The sequence below is a fragment of the Micromonospora sp. NPDC127501 genome (assembly GCF_040302185.1).
Taxonomy (GTDB): Bacteria; Actinomycetota; Actinomycetes; order Mycobacteriales; family Micromonosporaceae; genus Micromonospora.
The window spans coordinates 59,503-73,035 of the sequence record NZ_JBEORJ010000020.1; the positions used below are offsets into that span (position 1 = coordinate 59,503).

Sequence of the window (13,533 nt, forward strand, 5' to 3'; positions counted from 1 at the left end):
GTTCGCGTGTCGGTGGTGTCGACTGTCCGACGAGCGTTCCCAGGGTTGGTACCGGGGGTGTTTCCGGCGCGTTAAGGTGACGCGCCCGTTCTGTCCGGGCTGCTCAGCACTGCGCAACCCGGTACTCGATGCTCGCGGCGACCCGGTCAGCGGTGGCGGCGCCGAGTTCCCGTTCCGTGAGCCGCAGCCCCAGATCGAGCCCCGCTGAGAGCGCGCCAGCGGTGACCCGGTCACCGTCGTCGACCACCCGCTCGTCGAGGACGGTGACGTCGAGGGCGCGCAACTCGTCGTACGCGTTGCGGTTGGTGGTCGCCCGCCGGCCGGTCAGCAGGCCGGCGGCGGCGAGTAAGAGCGCACCCGTGCACACCGACGCCATCCATCGCGCCGATGGCGCCAGTGCGGCCAGCTTCGCCGGCAGCACACCGCGCTGCGCCTGCGCCCAGGCACCCTCGGCGGCCCGGTTCAGCCATCCGCCACCAGGGACGATCACGCCATCGGCCTGATGCAGCACCGCGGGAACCTGAAGGTGGACACCGCGCATGCTGGTGACCAGCCCCGGCCGTTCGACGGCGACCAGCGCCACGTCGAAGCCGGCCATCGACAAGACTTCGAATGGCCCGAAGACGTCCAGTTCGTCGAAGCCGTCGAACACCACGATCTCGATTCGCATACAGCCCAGGATCTCTAGTCGAGCGGGTGGCGGCGAGTGGCATTCTTGCCACCATGCGTAAGAAACCCGCCACGCATCGGGTCGCCGTGCTCGCCCTACCCACTGTCGTCGCCTTCGATCTGACCATCGCGACGCAGGTGTTCGGCCACGAGGGTCACGGCCGGTACGCGATGACGGTGTGCGCACTGGACGGTGGTTCGGTCACCACCACCACGGACGGTCTGAAGCTGAGCGTCGCCGCCACGCTTGACGCGCTCGACGATGCCGACACGGTGATCGTCCCCGGCTTCCGCCGCGGCCCGGCACCGAGCCGTGCTCTCCAAGCGCTGCGGCAGGCACACCGTCGTGGCGCCCGCATCGCGTCGATCTGCACCGGCGCCTTCGCGCTGGCCCAGGCCGGCCTGCTCGACGGTCGCCGCGCGACGACCCACTGGGCGCACGCCGACGCGCTCGCCGACGAGCACCCACGGGTGTTCGTCGACGCGAATGCGCTCTACGTCGACGAAGGCGAGGTGATCACCAGCGCCGGACTCGCCGCCGGTCTGGACATGTGCCTCTACCTGGTCGGCCGCGACCACGGGCAGGCTGCCGCCATCCAACGGGCTCGCCACATGGTCACACCGCTGCACCGCGCCGGCGGTCAGGCCCAGTTCATCCCGGTCGGCGTTCCGGATGAGGACGACGAGTTGGCCGGGGTCATCACTTGGGCGAGCAGCAACCTGCACCGCCCGATCACTGTCGCGGACCTTGCCCGACAGGGTGTGATGTCCAGCCGTACGCTGCACCGCGCCTTTCAGAGCCGGTTCCGGATGAGCCCACGAGCCTGGCTGATCCAGCAAAGGCTGCGCGCCGCCTGCACCCTGCTCGAGAACGGCGGAACAACCATCGACGAGGTCGCACGGCGCACCGGCCTGGGTACGGCGACCAACCTCCGTGCGCATTTCCAGCGGGCCTTCGCCACCACCCCTACCGCGTACCGCCGGGCCTTCACACCCTGAAACCAACGCTTCGGGGTCGGACCCGGTCGAGAGCGATTTACCTCGGAGGCATGAATATGACTGACAGGTATATCGCCCATCGACGCGACTGTCCCGCCGAGGCCGAGCACTCCTGATCGACACAGAATTGGCGATGTCGGGGTATCCCGCCGGCCTGGACACCCCGACACCAGCAGTTCTAATTCGATCAATTGCGGTCAAGGAGCGGCCGGGGTCACCTCATGTTCGCCACCACGAACGGCGCGTGGCCGTGCAGGTAGTTGGTCCACCCGCCGGTCACCGGCGCCCCTGGGCTGAGCAGGTTGGTGGTGTCGGTGCCGACGTCGAGCTTCCAGGCAGTCCAGGAGATGCCGTTCGCCTTCATCCAGTCGATCCAGGACTGCGCTTCCGGCAGGCAGGCCCGGCCGTCGAGGCCGCCATCGGCGTTGCTGGCGCCCCACTCGGTGACGAACAGCGCCAGACCCGCGCGGATGGCCGCGTCGCCCTTGGCGCGCAGCGACGCCCCGTGGGTACAGGAGTAGAAGTGCAGCGTGTACATCAGGTTGGTGCCGCTGACCGGGCTGGCCGCAGCGACGTCCACGTCCTGTGACCAGGTCGGGGTGCCGAGCACGACGATGTTGTCCGGGTCGGCGGCGCGGATCGCGGACACCACGGCCTGGTGGTACGGCTTGATGACGTTGGTCCAGCTCACCTGGAGCGGCTCGTTGTAGGGCTCCCAGATGACGTTGGGCAGGTGACCGTACCGGCGGGCCAGGTCACCGAAGAACGCCACGGCCTGGGACTGGTTGTTCTGCGCCTCGTGCGCGTGCCAGTCGACGATCACGTAGACCCCGGCGGTGACCGCGTTGTTGATGATGGTCTCCACCTGCGCGCGCGCCTTGGCCGGGTCACTGAGGTAAGCCCCCGCCGGCTCCACGCCCATGGCCGCGCGGATCACCTGGAGATTCCAGTTGTCGCGCATCCAGGTCAACGCGGAGAGGTTCTCGGCGTACGGAGCCGTCTCCCAGTTGAGCCACATGCTGCTGATTCCCCGCAGTTGCACCCGCGCGCCGGACCTGTCGCACATCGTGGTGCCGCAGACCCGCAGTTGCCCGTGCCGCTCGACCGGCGTGCCGGTGGTCGGCGGCGGGGTGGTCGGCGGCGGGGTGGTGGGCGGCGGCGTGGTCGGGGGTGGACCGCCGGCACAGGACGCGCCGTTCACTGTGCAGTTCGCCGGGGTGCCGGTGCCGTTGACGAGGAAGCCGAACGAGGTGGAGGCACCGGCGGCGAGGGTGCCGTTCCAGGACACGTTGGCGAAGGTGTAGTGGCTGCCCGAGGTCGTCTGCTGCGCGTTCCACGACTGGGTGACGGTCGAGGAGGACGGCAGGTCGAACTCGACCCGCCAGCTGGTGATCGGTGCGGAGGTGTCGTTGGTGACGGTGACCTGCCCCTGGTAGCCGTTGCCCCAGTTGTTCGTCACGGAGAACACGGCGGTGGCCGCGCTGGCCGGTGTGGCGGCGACCAGGGCCACCCCTCCGGCGAGCAGGCCGGCGACGGCCAGGGTCGTGACAAGTCTCAGTGTGCGCATGCGGAACCCGCTTCGGATCGACGGTGGTGGTCTGAGGCGGGGCGGCGCCTTCGCGCACGATATCGATCAATGCCGATGCAGGCAAGGTGGGTGCAGTGGTGGCCGGCCCCGGCCGGGCCGGTCCCCTGCCACGCTCAGGCCGCTGGGCGTACCCGGTAGCCCAGGTGGGTGACGCCGTCCCCCTCGACGACGCTGAACGGGCCGTCCAGCTGAAGTGGCGCGATCTTCAGGTCGGCGAAGAGCGGGATGCCGGCGCCGAGCAGGACCGGGACGAGGTCGACGTGCACCTCGTCGAGCAGGCCGGCCTCGACGACCTGGGCTGCGATGGTGCCGCCGTTGACCCCGACCTCCTTGTCGCCGGCGATCGCCTTCGCCCGGGCGATGGCGCTCTCGATGCCGTCGGTGACGAAGACGAAGGAGTCGCTCTCCGGCTCCCAGCCCTCCGGCACGCTGTGCGTCACCACCACCACGGGCACGTCCATCGGATGCCGACCACCCCACCCGCCGGTGATGTCGAAGAGCCGCCGGCCGACGACGAGCGCGCCGGTCCGCTCGATGAGAGCCCGCAGGTGCCGGGCGCTCGCGGCGGACGTTCGAAAGGTCATCTCGGCATGGGCCGTCGGCGTCTCGACGTCGCCGTTCTCGTACCACTGGAAGAGGTACTCGAAGCCGCCGTGGGACGCGTCCGCGATGTAGCCGTCCAACGACATCGTCGCCCCGGTCGTCACCTTCGTCATCGATCCACTCCTTGCTCCGTGCCGTGTCGGCTCGTCGGCGAGACCGGCGGACCCGGCCCTCACCCCATGGTCGAAGCCGGCTCGATCGTCCTCGACATGTCCGCCGAACTCTTTCCCAGTGTCAGCCGTGGCCGTCAGGGGCGCAGCGCGTTGAGCACGAGGTCGGCGTACCGGCGCCACACCGCCGGGTCGCGCTCGTCGAGAACGATGAGCTGCCGAACCGCCCCGCAGAGGATTACCCGGATGTCCAGCTCCCCGGCGTCCTGGCGGATCCTGCCGGACGTTCGGGCCGCCGCCACCAGCTGCCCGATGAGGCCCAGGATGCGCGCGGCGGGCACCAGCCTTCCCTCGAAGAAGGCGTCGGCGAGGACCCGGTCGCGGGCGAGGCGTCCGAACAGGTCGGGCACGAAGGAACACCACTCCCGGTACGCGTCGGCGCCGTCGAGTGCCGCCTGGATGCGCTGCTCCAGCTCCTCGAACTGCCGCTGGACGACGGCGACGATCAGGTCTTCCTTGCTGGGGTAACTGCGGTACACCGTCGCGCGGCCCACCCCGGCCCGCTCCGCCACCTGCGGCACCGTCACCTGCAGACCCTGCTCGCTGAAGAGCTCCCGGGCAGCGGCGATGACCCGCTCCTGGTTGCGACGGGCGTCCAGACGGCGATGGGGAGCATCCGGGTCGCTCGGCGTCGGTGGGGCCATGGCCTCAGTCTGCCCGCTCGGTCTCGTCGGTCAGCAGCGGCTCGTCGCCGTACACGGTGGTGAGTTCGACGTTGAGCACCGTGGCCACCCGGCCGAACGACCAGTAGTAGCCGACCACCTGGAGCACCTCGACGATCTCGCGCTCGCTGAGGATGTGCCGCACCTGGTCGAAGAGGTCGTCGGGAACGCGCGGTGACCGCACCACCTCGGCGGCGAACCGGATGAGCGCGCGGTCGTACGCGGGGAGGTACGGGTTGTCGACGTTCCGGCTGCTGATGATCTCGCGGGTGCGCTCGTCGACGCCGGCAGCCGCGGACATCGGAATGTGCTGGGCCGCCACGAACTCGCACCCGGTGTACTCGGCCACGGTGAGGATGACCAGTTCCCGCGAGCGGGCGGGCAGTTCCAACGAGGTGAACTGCGCCCTCGCCAGCTGGATGAAGAGGTTCACCGTGCCGACCGAGTGGGTCAGCATCTTGACCATCGGGTCGGGCGGCAGGGCGGACAGGACGTCGCGGACGTCGGCCGGAATCGCGTTCGGGTCGGGGTCGGCAAGGCGGGGCATGGCTCTCTCCAGGGTTGGCCGTCGAGACGGTTCAGGCGGGCAGGTCGAATCCCGTCTCGCTGAGGTGGCGGAAGCGGCCGTCCTCGGCGTACGTCCCGAAGATGGCGATCTCCCGCCCGGCGGTCGACCCGTCGGCCAGGGTGACCTCGTAGACGTGTCGTTCGGCGTAGCGGAGACCGTCGCGCAGCTCGTCGAGGACCCGCACGGTGCCGCTGACGATCTGACCGCGTACCCGGGTCACCATCTCGACGAATGCGGCCCGGTCGAGGGTCTCGCCGTCGCTGCGGTGGGTGTAGTCGGGGGCGTAGAACTCGTCGAGCGCCTCGGTCAGGTCGCGCGTCGGCTCGAAGACCACCGCGCGCAGGGCATCGCTGATCCGTACCGGATTCATGGGGCTCCTCGTGGGTCAACCGTCGGGCAGATCCGGACTCGTAGGTCCGCTTAGCGCCCACCGTACCGGACTCCCGAGTCCACTTCCGGTGAGAGTCGTCACGTACCCGGGGAGCAGCCGTGCCCGCCGCGGCGGGTGCGGGCCGGCCGGTCCGGTCGTAGCGTGGGGCGCATGCGAACCACCACGCTGGGCAGCACCGGACCCGAGGTCGGCGTCATCGGCCTCGGCTGCATGGGCATGAGCCACGGCTACGACATCACCGGCCCTCGCGACGACGACACGTCGATCTCCGTCATCCGACAGGCACTGGACCTGGGCGCGACGCTGATCGACACGTCGGACGTGTACGGGCCGTACACCAACGAGGAACTGGTCGGGCGGGCGCTGGCCGGCGGGCACCGGGAACGGGCCGTACTGGCCACGAAGGTCGGCCTGGTGGCCACCTCCCCCACCGGTGGCCCCGGCAACTCACCGAAGATCGGCAACAACGGCCGCCCGGAGCACATCCGTACGGCGATCGACGAGAGCCTGCGCCGGCTCGGCACCGACCACGTCGACCTCTACCAGCTGCACCGGGTCGACCCGGAGGTGCCCATCGAGGAGTCCTGGGGCGCGATGGCCGAGGTCGTGGCGGCGGGCAAGGCCCGGCAGCTCGGGTTGTCCGAGGTGACTGTCGCGCAGATCGTCCGGGCCCAGGCGGTGCACCCGGTGGCGTCGGTGCAGTCCGAGTTGTCACTGTGGACGCGCGACCCGTTGACCGAGGTGTTGCCGTACTGCGCCGAGCAGGGCATCGCCTTCCTGCCGTTCTCCCCGCTCGGTCGCGGTTTCCTCGCCGGCCGGTTCACCTCGTTCGACGACCTGCCCGCCGACGACTTCCGGCGTGGCCTGCCGCGCTTCCAGCAGGACGCGCTGCGCGCCAACCTCGCCATCGTCGCCCGGGTCCGGGAGATCGCCGACCGGGCCGGCTTCAGCCCCGCTCAGGTCGCCCTCGCGTGGGTGGTCGCCCAGGGTGACCAGGTCATCCCGATCCCCGGCACCAAGACCCCGAAGTACCTGGTGGACAACTGCGCGGCCGCTGATGTGCGGCTCAGCGCCGCCGACCTGGCCGACCTGGACGCGCTGCCCGCGCCCGAGGGTGGCCGCTACTGAGGCTCCGGCGGCCCGGCACCGGTTGGCCGGGCCGCCGCCGGCGGGCCGAACCTGACCCCGACACCTGGCGAGTAGAGCACGCTCACCGGTGGCCCGACCGGTGCCGGCAGCCCGGCGGCGGCGACCAACTCGTCATCCAGGTGCAGCACCTCGGCCCTGTGCAGCGGCCAACTTGGATGCCAGTTCGGCAGGTGAAGCGTGCGTCCGTACGCCCGGGTGTGCAGCCCCCAGCGGGCGGTGACGAAGTGTTCGAGCGGGGTCGGCTCGACGATCCGCTCCCCCACCCGCACCACCATCCGGCTCGCCGCGCCCGCCGGCCCCGGCCAGCGCCGTCGGCAGCGGTAGGTGCGCCGGTCACCGTCGCGATCCACCCGCATCGACGACCAGAGGTACGGCAGGCGCAGCGTCGCCCGCGCCACCAGCACCGGCAGCAGGCGGGACGCGTCGAGCGACCGGAACACGACCGCTCGCCGGCCGGCGTCGTCGACGGAGTAGAGCCGCACGTTGGTCTCCCAGAAGGTGCCGAAGTACGGCACCCCCGGGCCACGGCCGAGGCCCAGCCCGACCATCCGAAAACCGATCAGGCCCACGTAGCTGACCCCCTGCAGCGTGTCCGGACGAGTGCCGGCGGGCAGCAACGGCGCGACCACCTCCGGAGCGACGGCCCAGTGCAGGAAGGTGAGGTCCTCCCAACGCTGGCGCAGGAGCGCCCAGGGGAACGCCTGCCGCGGTGCGTGGTCGACCGGTTCGGGGTGCACGCTCCCATCGTCGCCCAGGCGGTGGGCCGGCGTGGCCTCAGGCATGCGGACCGACACTGACGGTGCCGATGGTCAGCGACGCCGTGCCCTCCAGGATCTCGCCGATCCGCTCGACCTCCTCCCCCAACGCCCGCTGCTGGGCGGCACCGAGCGTCCGCAGCGGCTCGACGGTGACCCGGATCGAGCGACCGGAACGGCGTTGATGCCACACGCCGGCGACCACCCCGTCGACCAGCAGCACCGGATAGTTGCCGGCCTGGCCACCGGCGAGCGCCCGCTCGGCGGCGGCACCGGGGAAGAGCCGTTCGCGGGGGTGGCAGCCGACCACGTACGCGTCGAAGTACGGCAGGAGCCGCAACCCGGACGGCCGGTCGTCGGGGAATTCGGTGTCGTCGGCGGCCACCCAGGCCCGGGTGCCCTCCATCGTCACCTCGGTCAGGTCGAGCGAGTCGAACAGCAACGTCGCCCACCCCGGCGCCACCGCCAGCCACCGGGCGAACTGTGCCGGGGTGGCCGGCCCGTACGCGTACAGGTAGCTGCGGGCGAGGGCGGCCAGGGCGGCGGGACCGGGCATCGGCGCGAAGTCGGGCAGCCACCGGGCCGGGCTGGTGTACGTGCTGGCCCGACCGCGATTCGGGCCGAAGCAGACCACTCCGCCCCGGGTGGCGGCGGTCATCGCGGCGATCCACCGGGGCCACTTGTCCTGGAACGCCTCCATCACCAGGTCGCCCGCCCACGGGCCGGTACGGGCGACGATTTCCTCGGTCAGCTCGGCGGTGGTCAGGTCGGCCTCGGCGACCGCGTCGGCGATGGCCGCGAGCACCTGCTCGGTCTGCAGGGGCGTCAGCAGGACAACACTCCGCTCCCAGGACGGCGCCGGCAACGCGGTCAGCGCGCCGACCCACATCGGCAGGTCCGCTGCGGCGAGCAGGTGCACGGTCCCGCGTGGCCCACGGGTCTTGACCAGGGTGCGGTCGGTCCACAGTGCCCGGCGTACCAGGGTGCGGGTCGTGCCCGGCACCCGCAGTCCGATGGACAGTTCGGCGGCCGACGCGATCTGGGCGTGCGCGCCGCAGATCGCCGACACCACGTCGGCGACGCGTGCGGCGTCCGGTGCCGCGTCCGCCGCCGGCGCGCGGAGCCGGTGCCGCGCGAGCCGTCGGGCGGACACCTGCGCCCAGCTCACCTCGATCATCGCAGGCCCTCGAAGAACGCTCGGATGTCCGCCGCGTGCGCCAGCGGCTCGTCCATCGCCACGAAGTGGCTGCCCGGGTTGCCCTGCGGCCAGTGGACGATCGTGTTGTCTCGCTCGGCGAGGCGGCGCATCAGCGCGGAGCCGCCGCCGTACACACCGGACGGCACCCGCCGCTGGCCCGCCGGCCAGGCGAAACCGCCGCCGTCGGCCACGGTGAGTCGCTCGTACATGGGCCACGACGACGTTCCCGACGTGCCGGTGAACCAGTAGAGGCTCACATTGGTCAGCAGGTGGTCCCGGTCGATGGCCTGCTCCGGTGTCGGCACCGTCATGGTGAACTCCTTGAACTTCTGCATCATCCAGGCCAGCAGCCCGACCGGCGAGTCGTTCCAGGCGTACGAGAAGGTTTGCGGCGCTGCCCGCAGCAGCGCGTGATGGTCGACGCCACCGCTCATCCACTGCTGCATCTGCTCCCACTCGCCGCGTTCCGCCGCGCTCATGTCCGGCACGTCGGCGGCGGTCGGGAAGCCGAACCCGCCGTCGATGTGCACGCCCACCACCTGTTCCGGCGCCACCGCGGCCACCCGTGGCGCGATGTACGCACCGAGGTCGCCGCCCTGGGTGCCGTAACGGTGGTAGCCGAGGCGGGCCATCAGCTCGACCCACATCCGGGCGAGCCGGTCGATCGTGAAGCCGGCCGGCGGCGCCTGCGAGAAACCGTAGCCGGGCACCGACGGCACGACCACGTGAAACGCCTGCGCGGGATCCCCGCCATGAGCGCGTGGGTCGGACAGCGGGCCGATCAGCTCGGTGAACTCGACAACGGAGTTCGGCCAGCCGTGTGTCAGCAACAACGGCAGCGCGTCCGGCTCCGGCGAGCGGACGTGCAGCGCATGCACCTCCAAGCCGTCGATCTCGGTGACGAGCTGGGGGAGGTCGTTCAGGCGCGCCTCGTGGGCCCGCCAGTCGTAACCATTCGCCCAGTACTCGGTCAGCTCGCGCAGGTACGGCACCGGCACCCCACGGCTCCAGCCGGTGCCGGGCAACGAGCGGGGCCACCGGGTTCGGGAGAGTCGGTCACGCAGGTCGTCGAGGTCCGCCTGCGGGATGTCGATGCGAAATGGCGTCATGCCGGGAACGCTACGGGCCATATAGGACAGGTTCTGGCACACATCGCTGGCATTCTTGGATCATGTCCGACACCCCCGCCCGACTGCTGGGCCTGCTGTCGCTGTTGCAGACACCCCGCGAGTGGCCCGGCAGTGAGTTGGCCACCCGGCTCGGCGTCAGCCTGCGCACCATCCGCCGCGACGTGGAGCGATTGCGCGACCTCGGCTACCCGGTGCAGGCGACGATGGGCCCGATCGGCGGATACCGCCTGGTGGCCGGCAAGGCGATGCCGCCGCTGCTGCTCGACGACGACGAGGCGGTGGCGATCGCGGTCGGTCTGCGCACCGCCGCCGGTCACGCGGTGGCCGGCATCGAGGAGGCCTCGGTACGGGCGCTGGCCAAGCTCGAACAGGTGCTGCCGTCCCGGCTGCGACACCGCGTCAGCGCGCTGGGGGCGGCCACCGAACCGCTGCTCACCTGGGACCGACCGACGGTCGACCCGGAGCGCCTGAGCGCGCTGGCGGCCGCAGTCAACAATCGTGAGCAGCTGCGGTTCACCTACCGCCGTCGCGACGGCGTGGACACCGAACGGCTCGTCGAGCCGTACAAGCTGGTGTCGGCGGGTCGGCGCTGGTATCTGGTGGGCTACGACAACGACCGCGACGACTGGCGGATCTTCCGGGTCGACCGGATCACCGACCTGCGGCCCACGCGGACCCGGGTCGCCGCCCGGCAACTGCCGGCGTCCGACGCCGCCTCCTTCATGACGGGGAAGCTGCTGGAGCTGACGCCCGTCTACCGGGCGGTGGTGACGCTGCACGCGCCGATCGAGCGGATGGCGGGCCCGCTCGGCGGCGCCGGCGTCGATCTGGAGCCGATCGACGCGACCTCCTGCCGGTTGCGCAGCAACGCCGACACCCTGGAGTGGCTGGCGTGGCGCCTGCTCACCCTCGGTTGCGACATGGAGGTGCACGAGCCTCCGGAGTTGATCGCGCACTTACGGCAGATCGGCACCCGCGCGACCCGCGCCGCCAGCCCGTCCGCAGCGTAGGACGGCCGACGGCTCGGGGCATCGGCACGTCCGTCCGCCGTACGCTTGATGGAGCACAAGCGTTCAGAACAGGTGTTTCGGGGAGGAACTGGGCGTGACGCAGAGCGACGGTGAGCTGGTCGTACTCGCGCAGGCGGGAGACGCGGCTGCGCTGGGGGCGCTGCTGGCCCGGCACGAGGCCGGGATGCGGGCCGTCGCGCTGAGCGTCCTCGGTTACGGGCCGGACGCCGAGGACGCGGTGCAGGACACGATGGTCGTCGCCCTGCGTCGCATCGGCGAGGTCCGCGACCCGAACGCCGTCGGCCCCTGGTTGCGGGCCATCGTCCGCAACAACAGCCGGATGGCGTTGCGCGGGCCCAGAGCCGTCCCGGTCGCCGAACCCGAGTGGTTCACCCGCCCCGCCGACACACCCACGCCGGAGGAGGCACTGGACCAGGCCGCGATGCGCGACTGGGTGTGGCACTCCCTCGGGCAACTGTCCGAACCTGACCGGCTCGTCACCCTGCTGCGGTACTTCAGCGACGCGTCCTCGTACGAGCAGATCGCGGCCGTGTGTGGAGTGCCGGTCGGCACCGTCCGCAGCCGCCTCAGCCACGCCCGCCGGGCGCTCGCCAGCGGCCTGCGGACGGCGGCGGACGCGGCACACACGGACGTCGCCGCCTCGAACGACTCACGGTGGCGGGAGGGCAGCGACATGATCACCACCGCGATGGGCGGCGACTTCGAGCGGGTGGTCCGCGAGAGCTGGTGGCCGGACGCGGAGATGATCGTTCCGGGCGGCCCGCGCGGTGGCCGTGATCTGGCCATCAACGGCATGAACTGCGACCTGGCCGCCGGGGTACGTCAGCGGCTGCGCAACGTGGTGGCCAGTGGCGACGTGCTGATCTGGGAAACCGACCTGATCAGCCCACCCGACGACCCGGAGCACTGCCCACCCGCGGCGCTGTGGTTGCAGGTGCTGCGCGAGGGCCGGGTGCGCCAACTCACCCTCTTCCACCCCGTCCCCGCGCTGGTCTGAGAAAACTTCTCCGACCGAGCGAACTTTCCTCTCGACCCGCGCATCTGGTCTGCGTCATGCACCAGTTGCCGTGTCGGCGGACGCCGCGCGGTTCTCGGATCGGGAGACAGTTCATGGGTTTCACCAGCCACGACGCCAGCGCCCTCGCACCCGGCGCCCACACGTTCACGGTGGATGGCGTTCGGCAGGTCTACCACGTCGCCGGCACCGGTCCGGTCTGCGTGGCGCACTCCGGCGGCCCGGGCATCGAGTGGACGTACCTGCGGACCCCCAGCCTTGAGACGCACTTCACCATGGTCTACGTCGAGCCGGTGGGCACGGGCGCGTCGGGGCAGCTCGACAACGCCGACGATTACCGTCTCGACACGTATGTCCGGTTCCTGCACGCCGTCGTCGAGCACCTCGGCGCACCCCGGGTGTACCTCCTCGGGCACTCGCACGGCGGTTTCGTCGTCCAGCGGTATGCGCTCGCCCACCCGGAGCGGATCTCCGGCCTCGCCCTGTACGACACGTCGCCCGTCACCGGCGCCGAGTTCTGGGGCGAGGCCATGGCCGGTCTCGCCGCCTACCCGCAGCGGCACCCGGACCGGCCGGAGGCGGCGGCGGTCCCGGCTGCCTTCGCGCAGATCGGCGGCGCGACGGACGACGAGTCGCTGGGGGCCGCTCTGCGGGCCGCCCTGCCGGTGTACTTCGCGGACTTCTGGGGCCGACAGGACGAGTTCGCCCCGTTTCAGGCGGCCGTCCGGATCTGGGCGACGCCGGCCGGCGCGCAGGACCCCACGCCCTTCGACGTGCGGGAGAACCTCGGTGAGATCACCGTGCCCGTCGTGGTGATCGTCGGGGCGTACGACTTCATCTGTGGCCCTCGCTGGGCCGAGCAGTTGCACGCGGGGCTTCCGGACTCGCGGCTGGTGACGCTGGAGCGAAGCGGACACTTCGCGCACATCGAGCAGCCGGTGGAGTTCACCGACGCCGTGGCGGAGCTGCTGAAGCGTTGACCCACCGCGGCAGCGCCCGCCCCGAGGTCCGTTCGTCACAGCGGGCAGGCCTCGGGGTGCGGGCGCGTTGCACGGTCATAGGCTGAGCGCTTTGCTGCACCGCAACGAAGAGGAGACCGCCGTGAGCCAGACCGAACGAGTGGATTCCGTCGACGAGTGGAACGTGGCCGAGGACGACGGCGTCCTGGACGCCTCCGACACCCTCGACGACGACCGGGTCGGCGACCCCCTCGACACCGGCATCGTCGCCGAGGACCACTGGACGGCGGCAAACCGGTTCGGCACCACGCCGGCCGAGGAGCGGGCGGGCGAGTCCCTGGAGCAACACCTCGCCCAGGAGGTGCCGGATGTCGACCCGTACGCCGAGGGTGGCGACGACGAGGACGAGCTGACCCGCCGGGGGTACGAGGCGGAGGCGCGCGCCGGCCGTCTCGTCGCGTACGACGAGGGCGTCCGTGAGGACGACGAGGCCGAGTCGGTGGCGTGGGACGCCGGCATCGACGCGGGTGCCGCCAGCGCGGAGGAGGCGGCGATCCACGTGGTCGAGGACCCGGACGGGCCCGGCGACGGTCCGTTGCGCTGACGACGTACCCGCCGCGCTCGGCACCTCACGGGTGCGGAGCGC

General features: G+C 71.2%; 15 protein-coding genes. 6 read left to right on the forward strand and 9 right to left on the reverse strand.

All coding sequences use genetic code 11. The features are described from left to right. Positions 1 to 103 precede the first annotated feature (103 nt). Positions 104 to 670, reverse strand: a complete 567-nt coding sequence (locus ABTW72_RS31180; protein ID WP_350865158.1) for a DJ-1/PfpI family protein — start codon at positions 668 to 670, stop codon at positions 104 to 106. 53 nt (positions 671 to 723) lie between these two features. On the opposite strand from ABTW72_RS31180, the gene ABTW72_RS31185 reads away from it, so the two are divergent. Then, entirely contained in the window at positions 724 to 1,668 is a 945-nt protein-coding gene (locus tag ABTW72_RS31185) for a GlxA family transcriptional regulator (RefSeq protein WP_350865161.1), read from the forward strand. A gap of 214 nt (positions 1,669 to 1,882) precedes the next feature. Here the strand turns inward: ABTW72_RS31185 and ABTW72_RS31190 are convergent, their stop codons facing one another. The 5 genes from ABTW72_RS31190 to ABTW72_RS31210 form a co-directional block, all read right to left on the reverse strand. Then, positions 1,883 to 3,235: a cellulase family glycosylhydrolase gene (locus tag ABTW72_RS31190; protein ID WP_350865163.1), complete on the reverse strand. Its 1,353-nt coding sequence runs from the start codon at positions 3,233 to 3,235 to the stop codon at positions 1,883 to 1,885. Positions 3,236 to 3,369: 134 nt separating this feature from the next. Continuing rightward, on the reverse strand, positions 3,370 to 3,972 hold the full coding sequence (locus ABTW72_RS31195; RefSeq protein ID WP_350865166.1) for a dihydrofolate reductase family protein: 603 nt from the start codon (positions 3,970 to 3,972) through the stop codon (positions 3,370 to 3,372). A gap of 134 nt (positions 3,973 to 4,106) precedes the next feature. Next, positions 4,107 to 4,673: a TetR/AcrR family transcriptional regulator gene (locus ABTW72_RS31200; RefSeq protein WP_350865169.1), complete on the reverse strand. Its 567-nt coding sequence runs from the start codon at positions 4,671 to 4,673 to the stop codon at positions 4,107 to 4,109. A gap of 4 nt (positions 4,674 to 4,677) precedes the next feature. After that, positions 4,678 to 5,238 carry a carboxymuconolactone decarboxylase family protein gene (locus ABTW72_RS31205; RefSeq protein ID WP_350865170.1) on the reverse strand — a complete coding sequence of 187 codons (561 nt, stop codon included), beginning with the start codon at positions 5,236 to 5,238 and terminating at the stop codon, positions 4,678 to 4,680. Positions 5,239 to 5,269: 31 nt separating this feature from the next. Further along, positions 5,270 to 5,629 carry a hypothetical protein gene (locus tag ABTW72_RS31210; RefSeq protein ID WP_350865173.1) on the reverse strand — a complete coding sequence of 120 codons (360 nt, stop codon included), beginning with the start codon at positions 5,627 to 5,629 and terminating at the stop codon, positions 5,270 to 5,272. Positions 5,630 to 5,800: 171 nt separating this feature from the next. On the opposite strand from ABTW72_RS31210, the gene ABTW72_RS31215 reads away from it, so the two are divergent. After that, positions 5,801 to 6,778 (forward strand): aldo/keto reductase, encoded by a 978-nt coding sequence (locus tag ABTW72_RS31215; RefSeq protein ID WP_350865176.1) that lies wholly within the window; start codon positions 5,801 to 5,803, stop codon positions 6,776 to 6,778. Here ABTW72_RS31215 and ABTW72_RS31220 read toward each other — a convergent pair. Genes ABTW72_RS31220 through ABTW72_RS31230 form a run of 3 tightly spaced genes read right to left on the reverse strand, consistent with a single transcriptional unit; the run spans position 6,772 to position 9,861 of the window. Continuing rightward, positions 6,772 to 7,536: a YqjF family protein gene (locus ABTW72_RS31220; protein ID WP_350865178.1), complete on the reverse strand. Its 765-nt coding sequence runs from the start codon at positions 7,534 to 7,536 to the stop codon at positions 6,772 to 6,774. The genes ABTW72_RS31215 and ABTW72_RS31220 overlap by 7 nt on opposite strands. Before the next feature lie 37 nt (positions 7,537 to 7,573). Beyond that, complete coding sequence (locus ABTW72_RS31225) at positions 7,574 to 8,731, reverse strand: winged helix DNA-binding domain-containing protein (RefSeq protein ID WP_350865181.1); 1,158 nt, start codon at positions 8,729 to 8,731, stop codon at positions 7,574 to 7,576. Continuing rightward, positions 8,728 to 9,861 (reverse strand): epoxide hydrolase family protein, encoded by a 1,134-nt coding sequence (locus tag ABTW72_RS31230; RefSeq protein ID WP_350865184.1) that lies wholly within the window; start codon positions 9,859 to 9,861, stop codon positions 8,728 to 8,730. Before ABTW72_RS31230 ends, ABTW72_RS31225 begins: the two co-directional genes overlap by 4 nt. Positions 9,862 to 9,923: 62 nt before the next feature. On the opposite strand from ABTW72_RS31230, the gene ABTW72_RS31235 reads away from it, so the two are divergent. The 4 genes from ABTW72_RS31235 (at position 9,924) to ABTW72_RS31250 (ending at position 13,491) form a co-directional block, all read left to right on the forward strand. Beyond that, positions 9,924 to 10,892, forward strand: coding sequence for a helix-turn-helix transcriptional regulator (locus tag ABTW72_RS31235; protein ID WP_502892272.1), 969 nt, complete (start codon positions 9,924 to 9,926; stop codon positions 10,890 to 10,892). Between the two features lie 94 nt (positions 10,893 to 10,986). Then, positions 10,987 to 11,910: an RNA polymerase sigma factor gene (locus ABTW72_RS31240; protein ID WP_350865186.1), complete on the forward strand. Its 924-nt coding sequence runs from the start codon at positions 10,987 to 10,989 to the stop codon at positions 11,908 to 11,910. A 113-nt stretch (positions 11,911 to 12,023) separates the two neighbouring features. Further along, on the forward strand, positions 12,024 to 12,908 hold the full coding sequence (locus ABTW72_RS31245; protein WP_350865189.1) for an alpha/beta fold hydrolase: 885 nt from the start codon (positions 12,024 to 12,026) through the stop codon (positions 12,906 to 12,908). 121 nt (positions 12,909 to 13,029) lie between these two features. Beyond that, positions 13,030 to 13,491, forward strand: coding sequence for a DUF5709 domain-containing protein (locus tag ABTW72_RS31250; protein WP_350865191.1), 462 nt, complete (start codon positions 13,030 to 13,032; stop codon positions 13,489 to 13,491). Positions 13,492 to 13,533 lie beyond the last annotated feature (42 nt).

Excerpts from the sequence above, each read along its gene's own strand:
- ABTW72_RS31180 (WP_350865158.1), bottom strand. The coding sequence starts at position 670 with ATGCGAATCGAGATCGTGGTGTTCGACGGCTTCGACGAACTGGACGTC.
- ABTW72_RS31185 (WP_350865161.1), top strand. The coding sequence starts at position 724 with ATGCGTAAGAAACCCGCCACGCATCGGGTCGCCGTGCTCGCCCTACCC.
- ABTW72_RS31190 (WP_350865163.1), bottom strand. The coding sequence starts at position 3,235 with ATGCGCACACTGAGACTTGTCACGACCCTGGCCGTCGCCGGCCTGCTC.
- ABTW72_RS31195 (WP_350865166.1), bottom strand. The coding sequence starts at position 3,972 with ATGACGAAGGTGACGACCGGGGCGACGATGTCGTTGGACGGCTACATC.
- ABTW72_RS31200 (WP_350865169.1), bottom strand. The coding sequence starts at position 4,673 with ATGGCCCCACCGACGCCGAGCGACCCGGATGCTCCCCATCGCCGTCTG.
- ABTW72_RS31205 (WP_350865170.1), bottom strand. The coding sequence starts at position 5,238 with ATGCCCCGCCTTGCCGACCCCGACCCGAACGCGATTCCGGCCGACGTC.
- ABTW72_RS31210 (WP_350865173.1), bottom strand. The coding sequence starts at position 5,629 with ATGAATCCGGTACGGATCAGCGATGCCCTGCGCGCGGTGGTCTTCGAG.
- ABTW72_RS31215 (WP_350865176.1), top strand. The coding sequence starts at position 5,801 with ATGCGAACCACCACGCTGGGCAGCACCGGACCCGAGGTCGGCGTCATC.
- ABTW72_RS31225 (WP_350865181.1), bottom strand. The coding sequence starts at position 8,731 with ATGATCGAGGTGAGCTGGGCGCAGGTGTCCGCCCGACGGCTCGCGCGG.
- ABTW72_RS31230 (WP_350865184.1), bottom strand. The coding sequence starts at position 9,861 with ATGACGCCATTTCGCATCGACATCCCGCAGGCGGACCTCGACGACCTG.
- ABTW72_RS31235 (WP_502892272.1), top strand. The coding sequence starts at position 9,924 with ATGTCCGACACCCCCGCCCGACTGCTGGGCCTGCTGTCGCTGTTGCAG.
- ABTW72_RS31245 (WP_350865189.1), top strand. The coding sequence starts at position 12,024 with ATGGGTTTCACCAGCCACGACGCCAGCGCCCTCGCACCCGGCGCCCAC.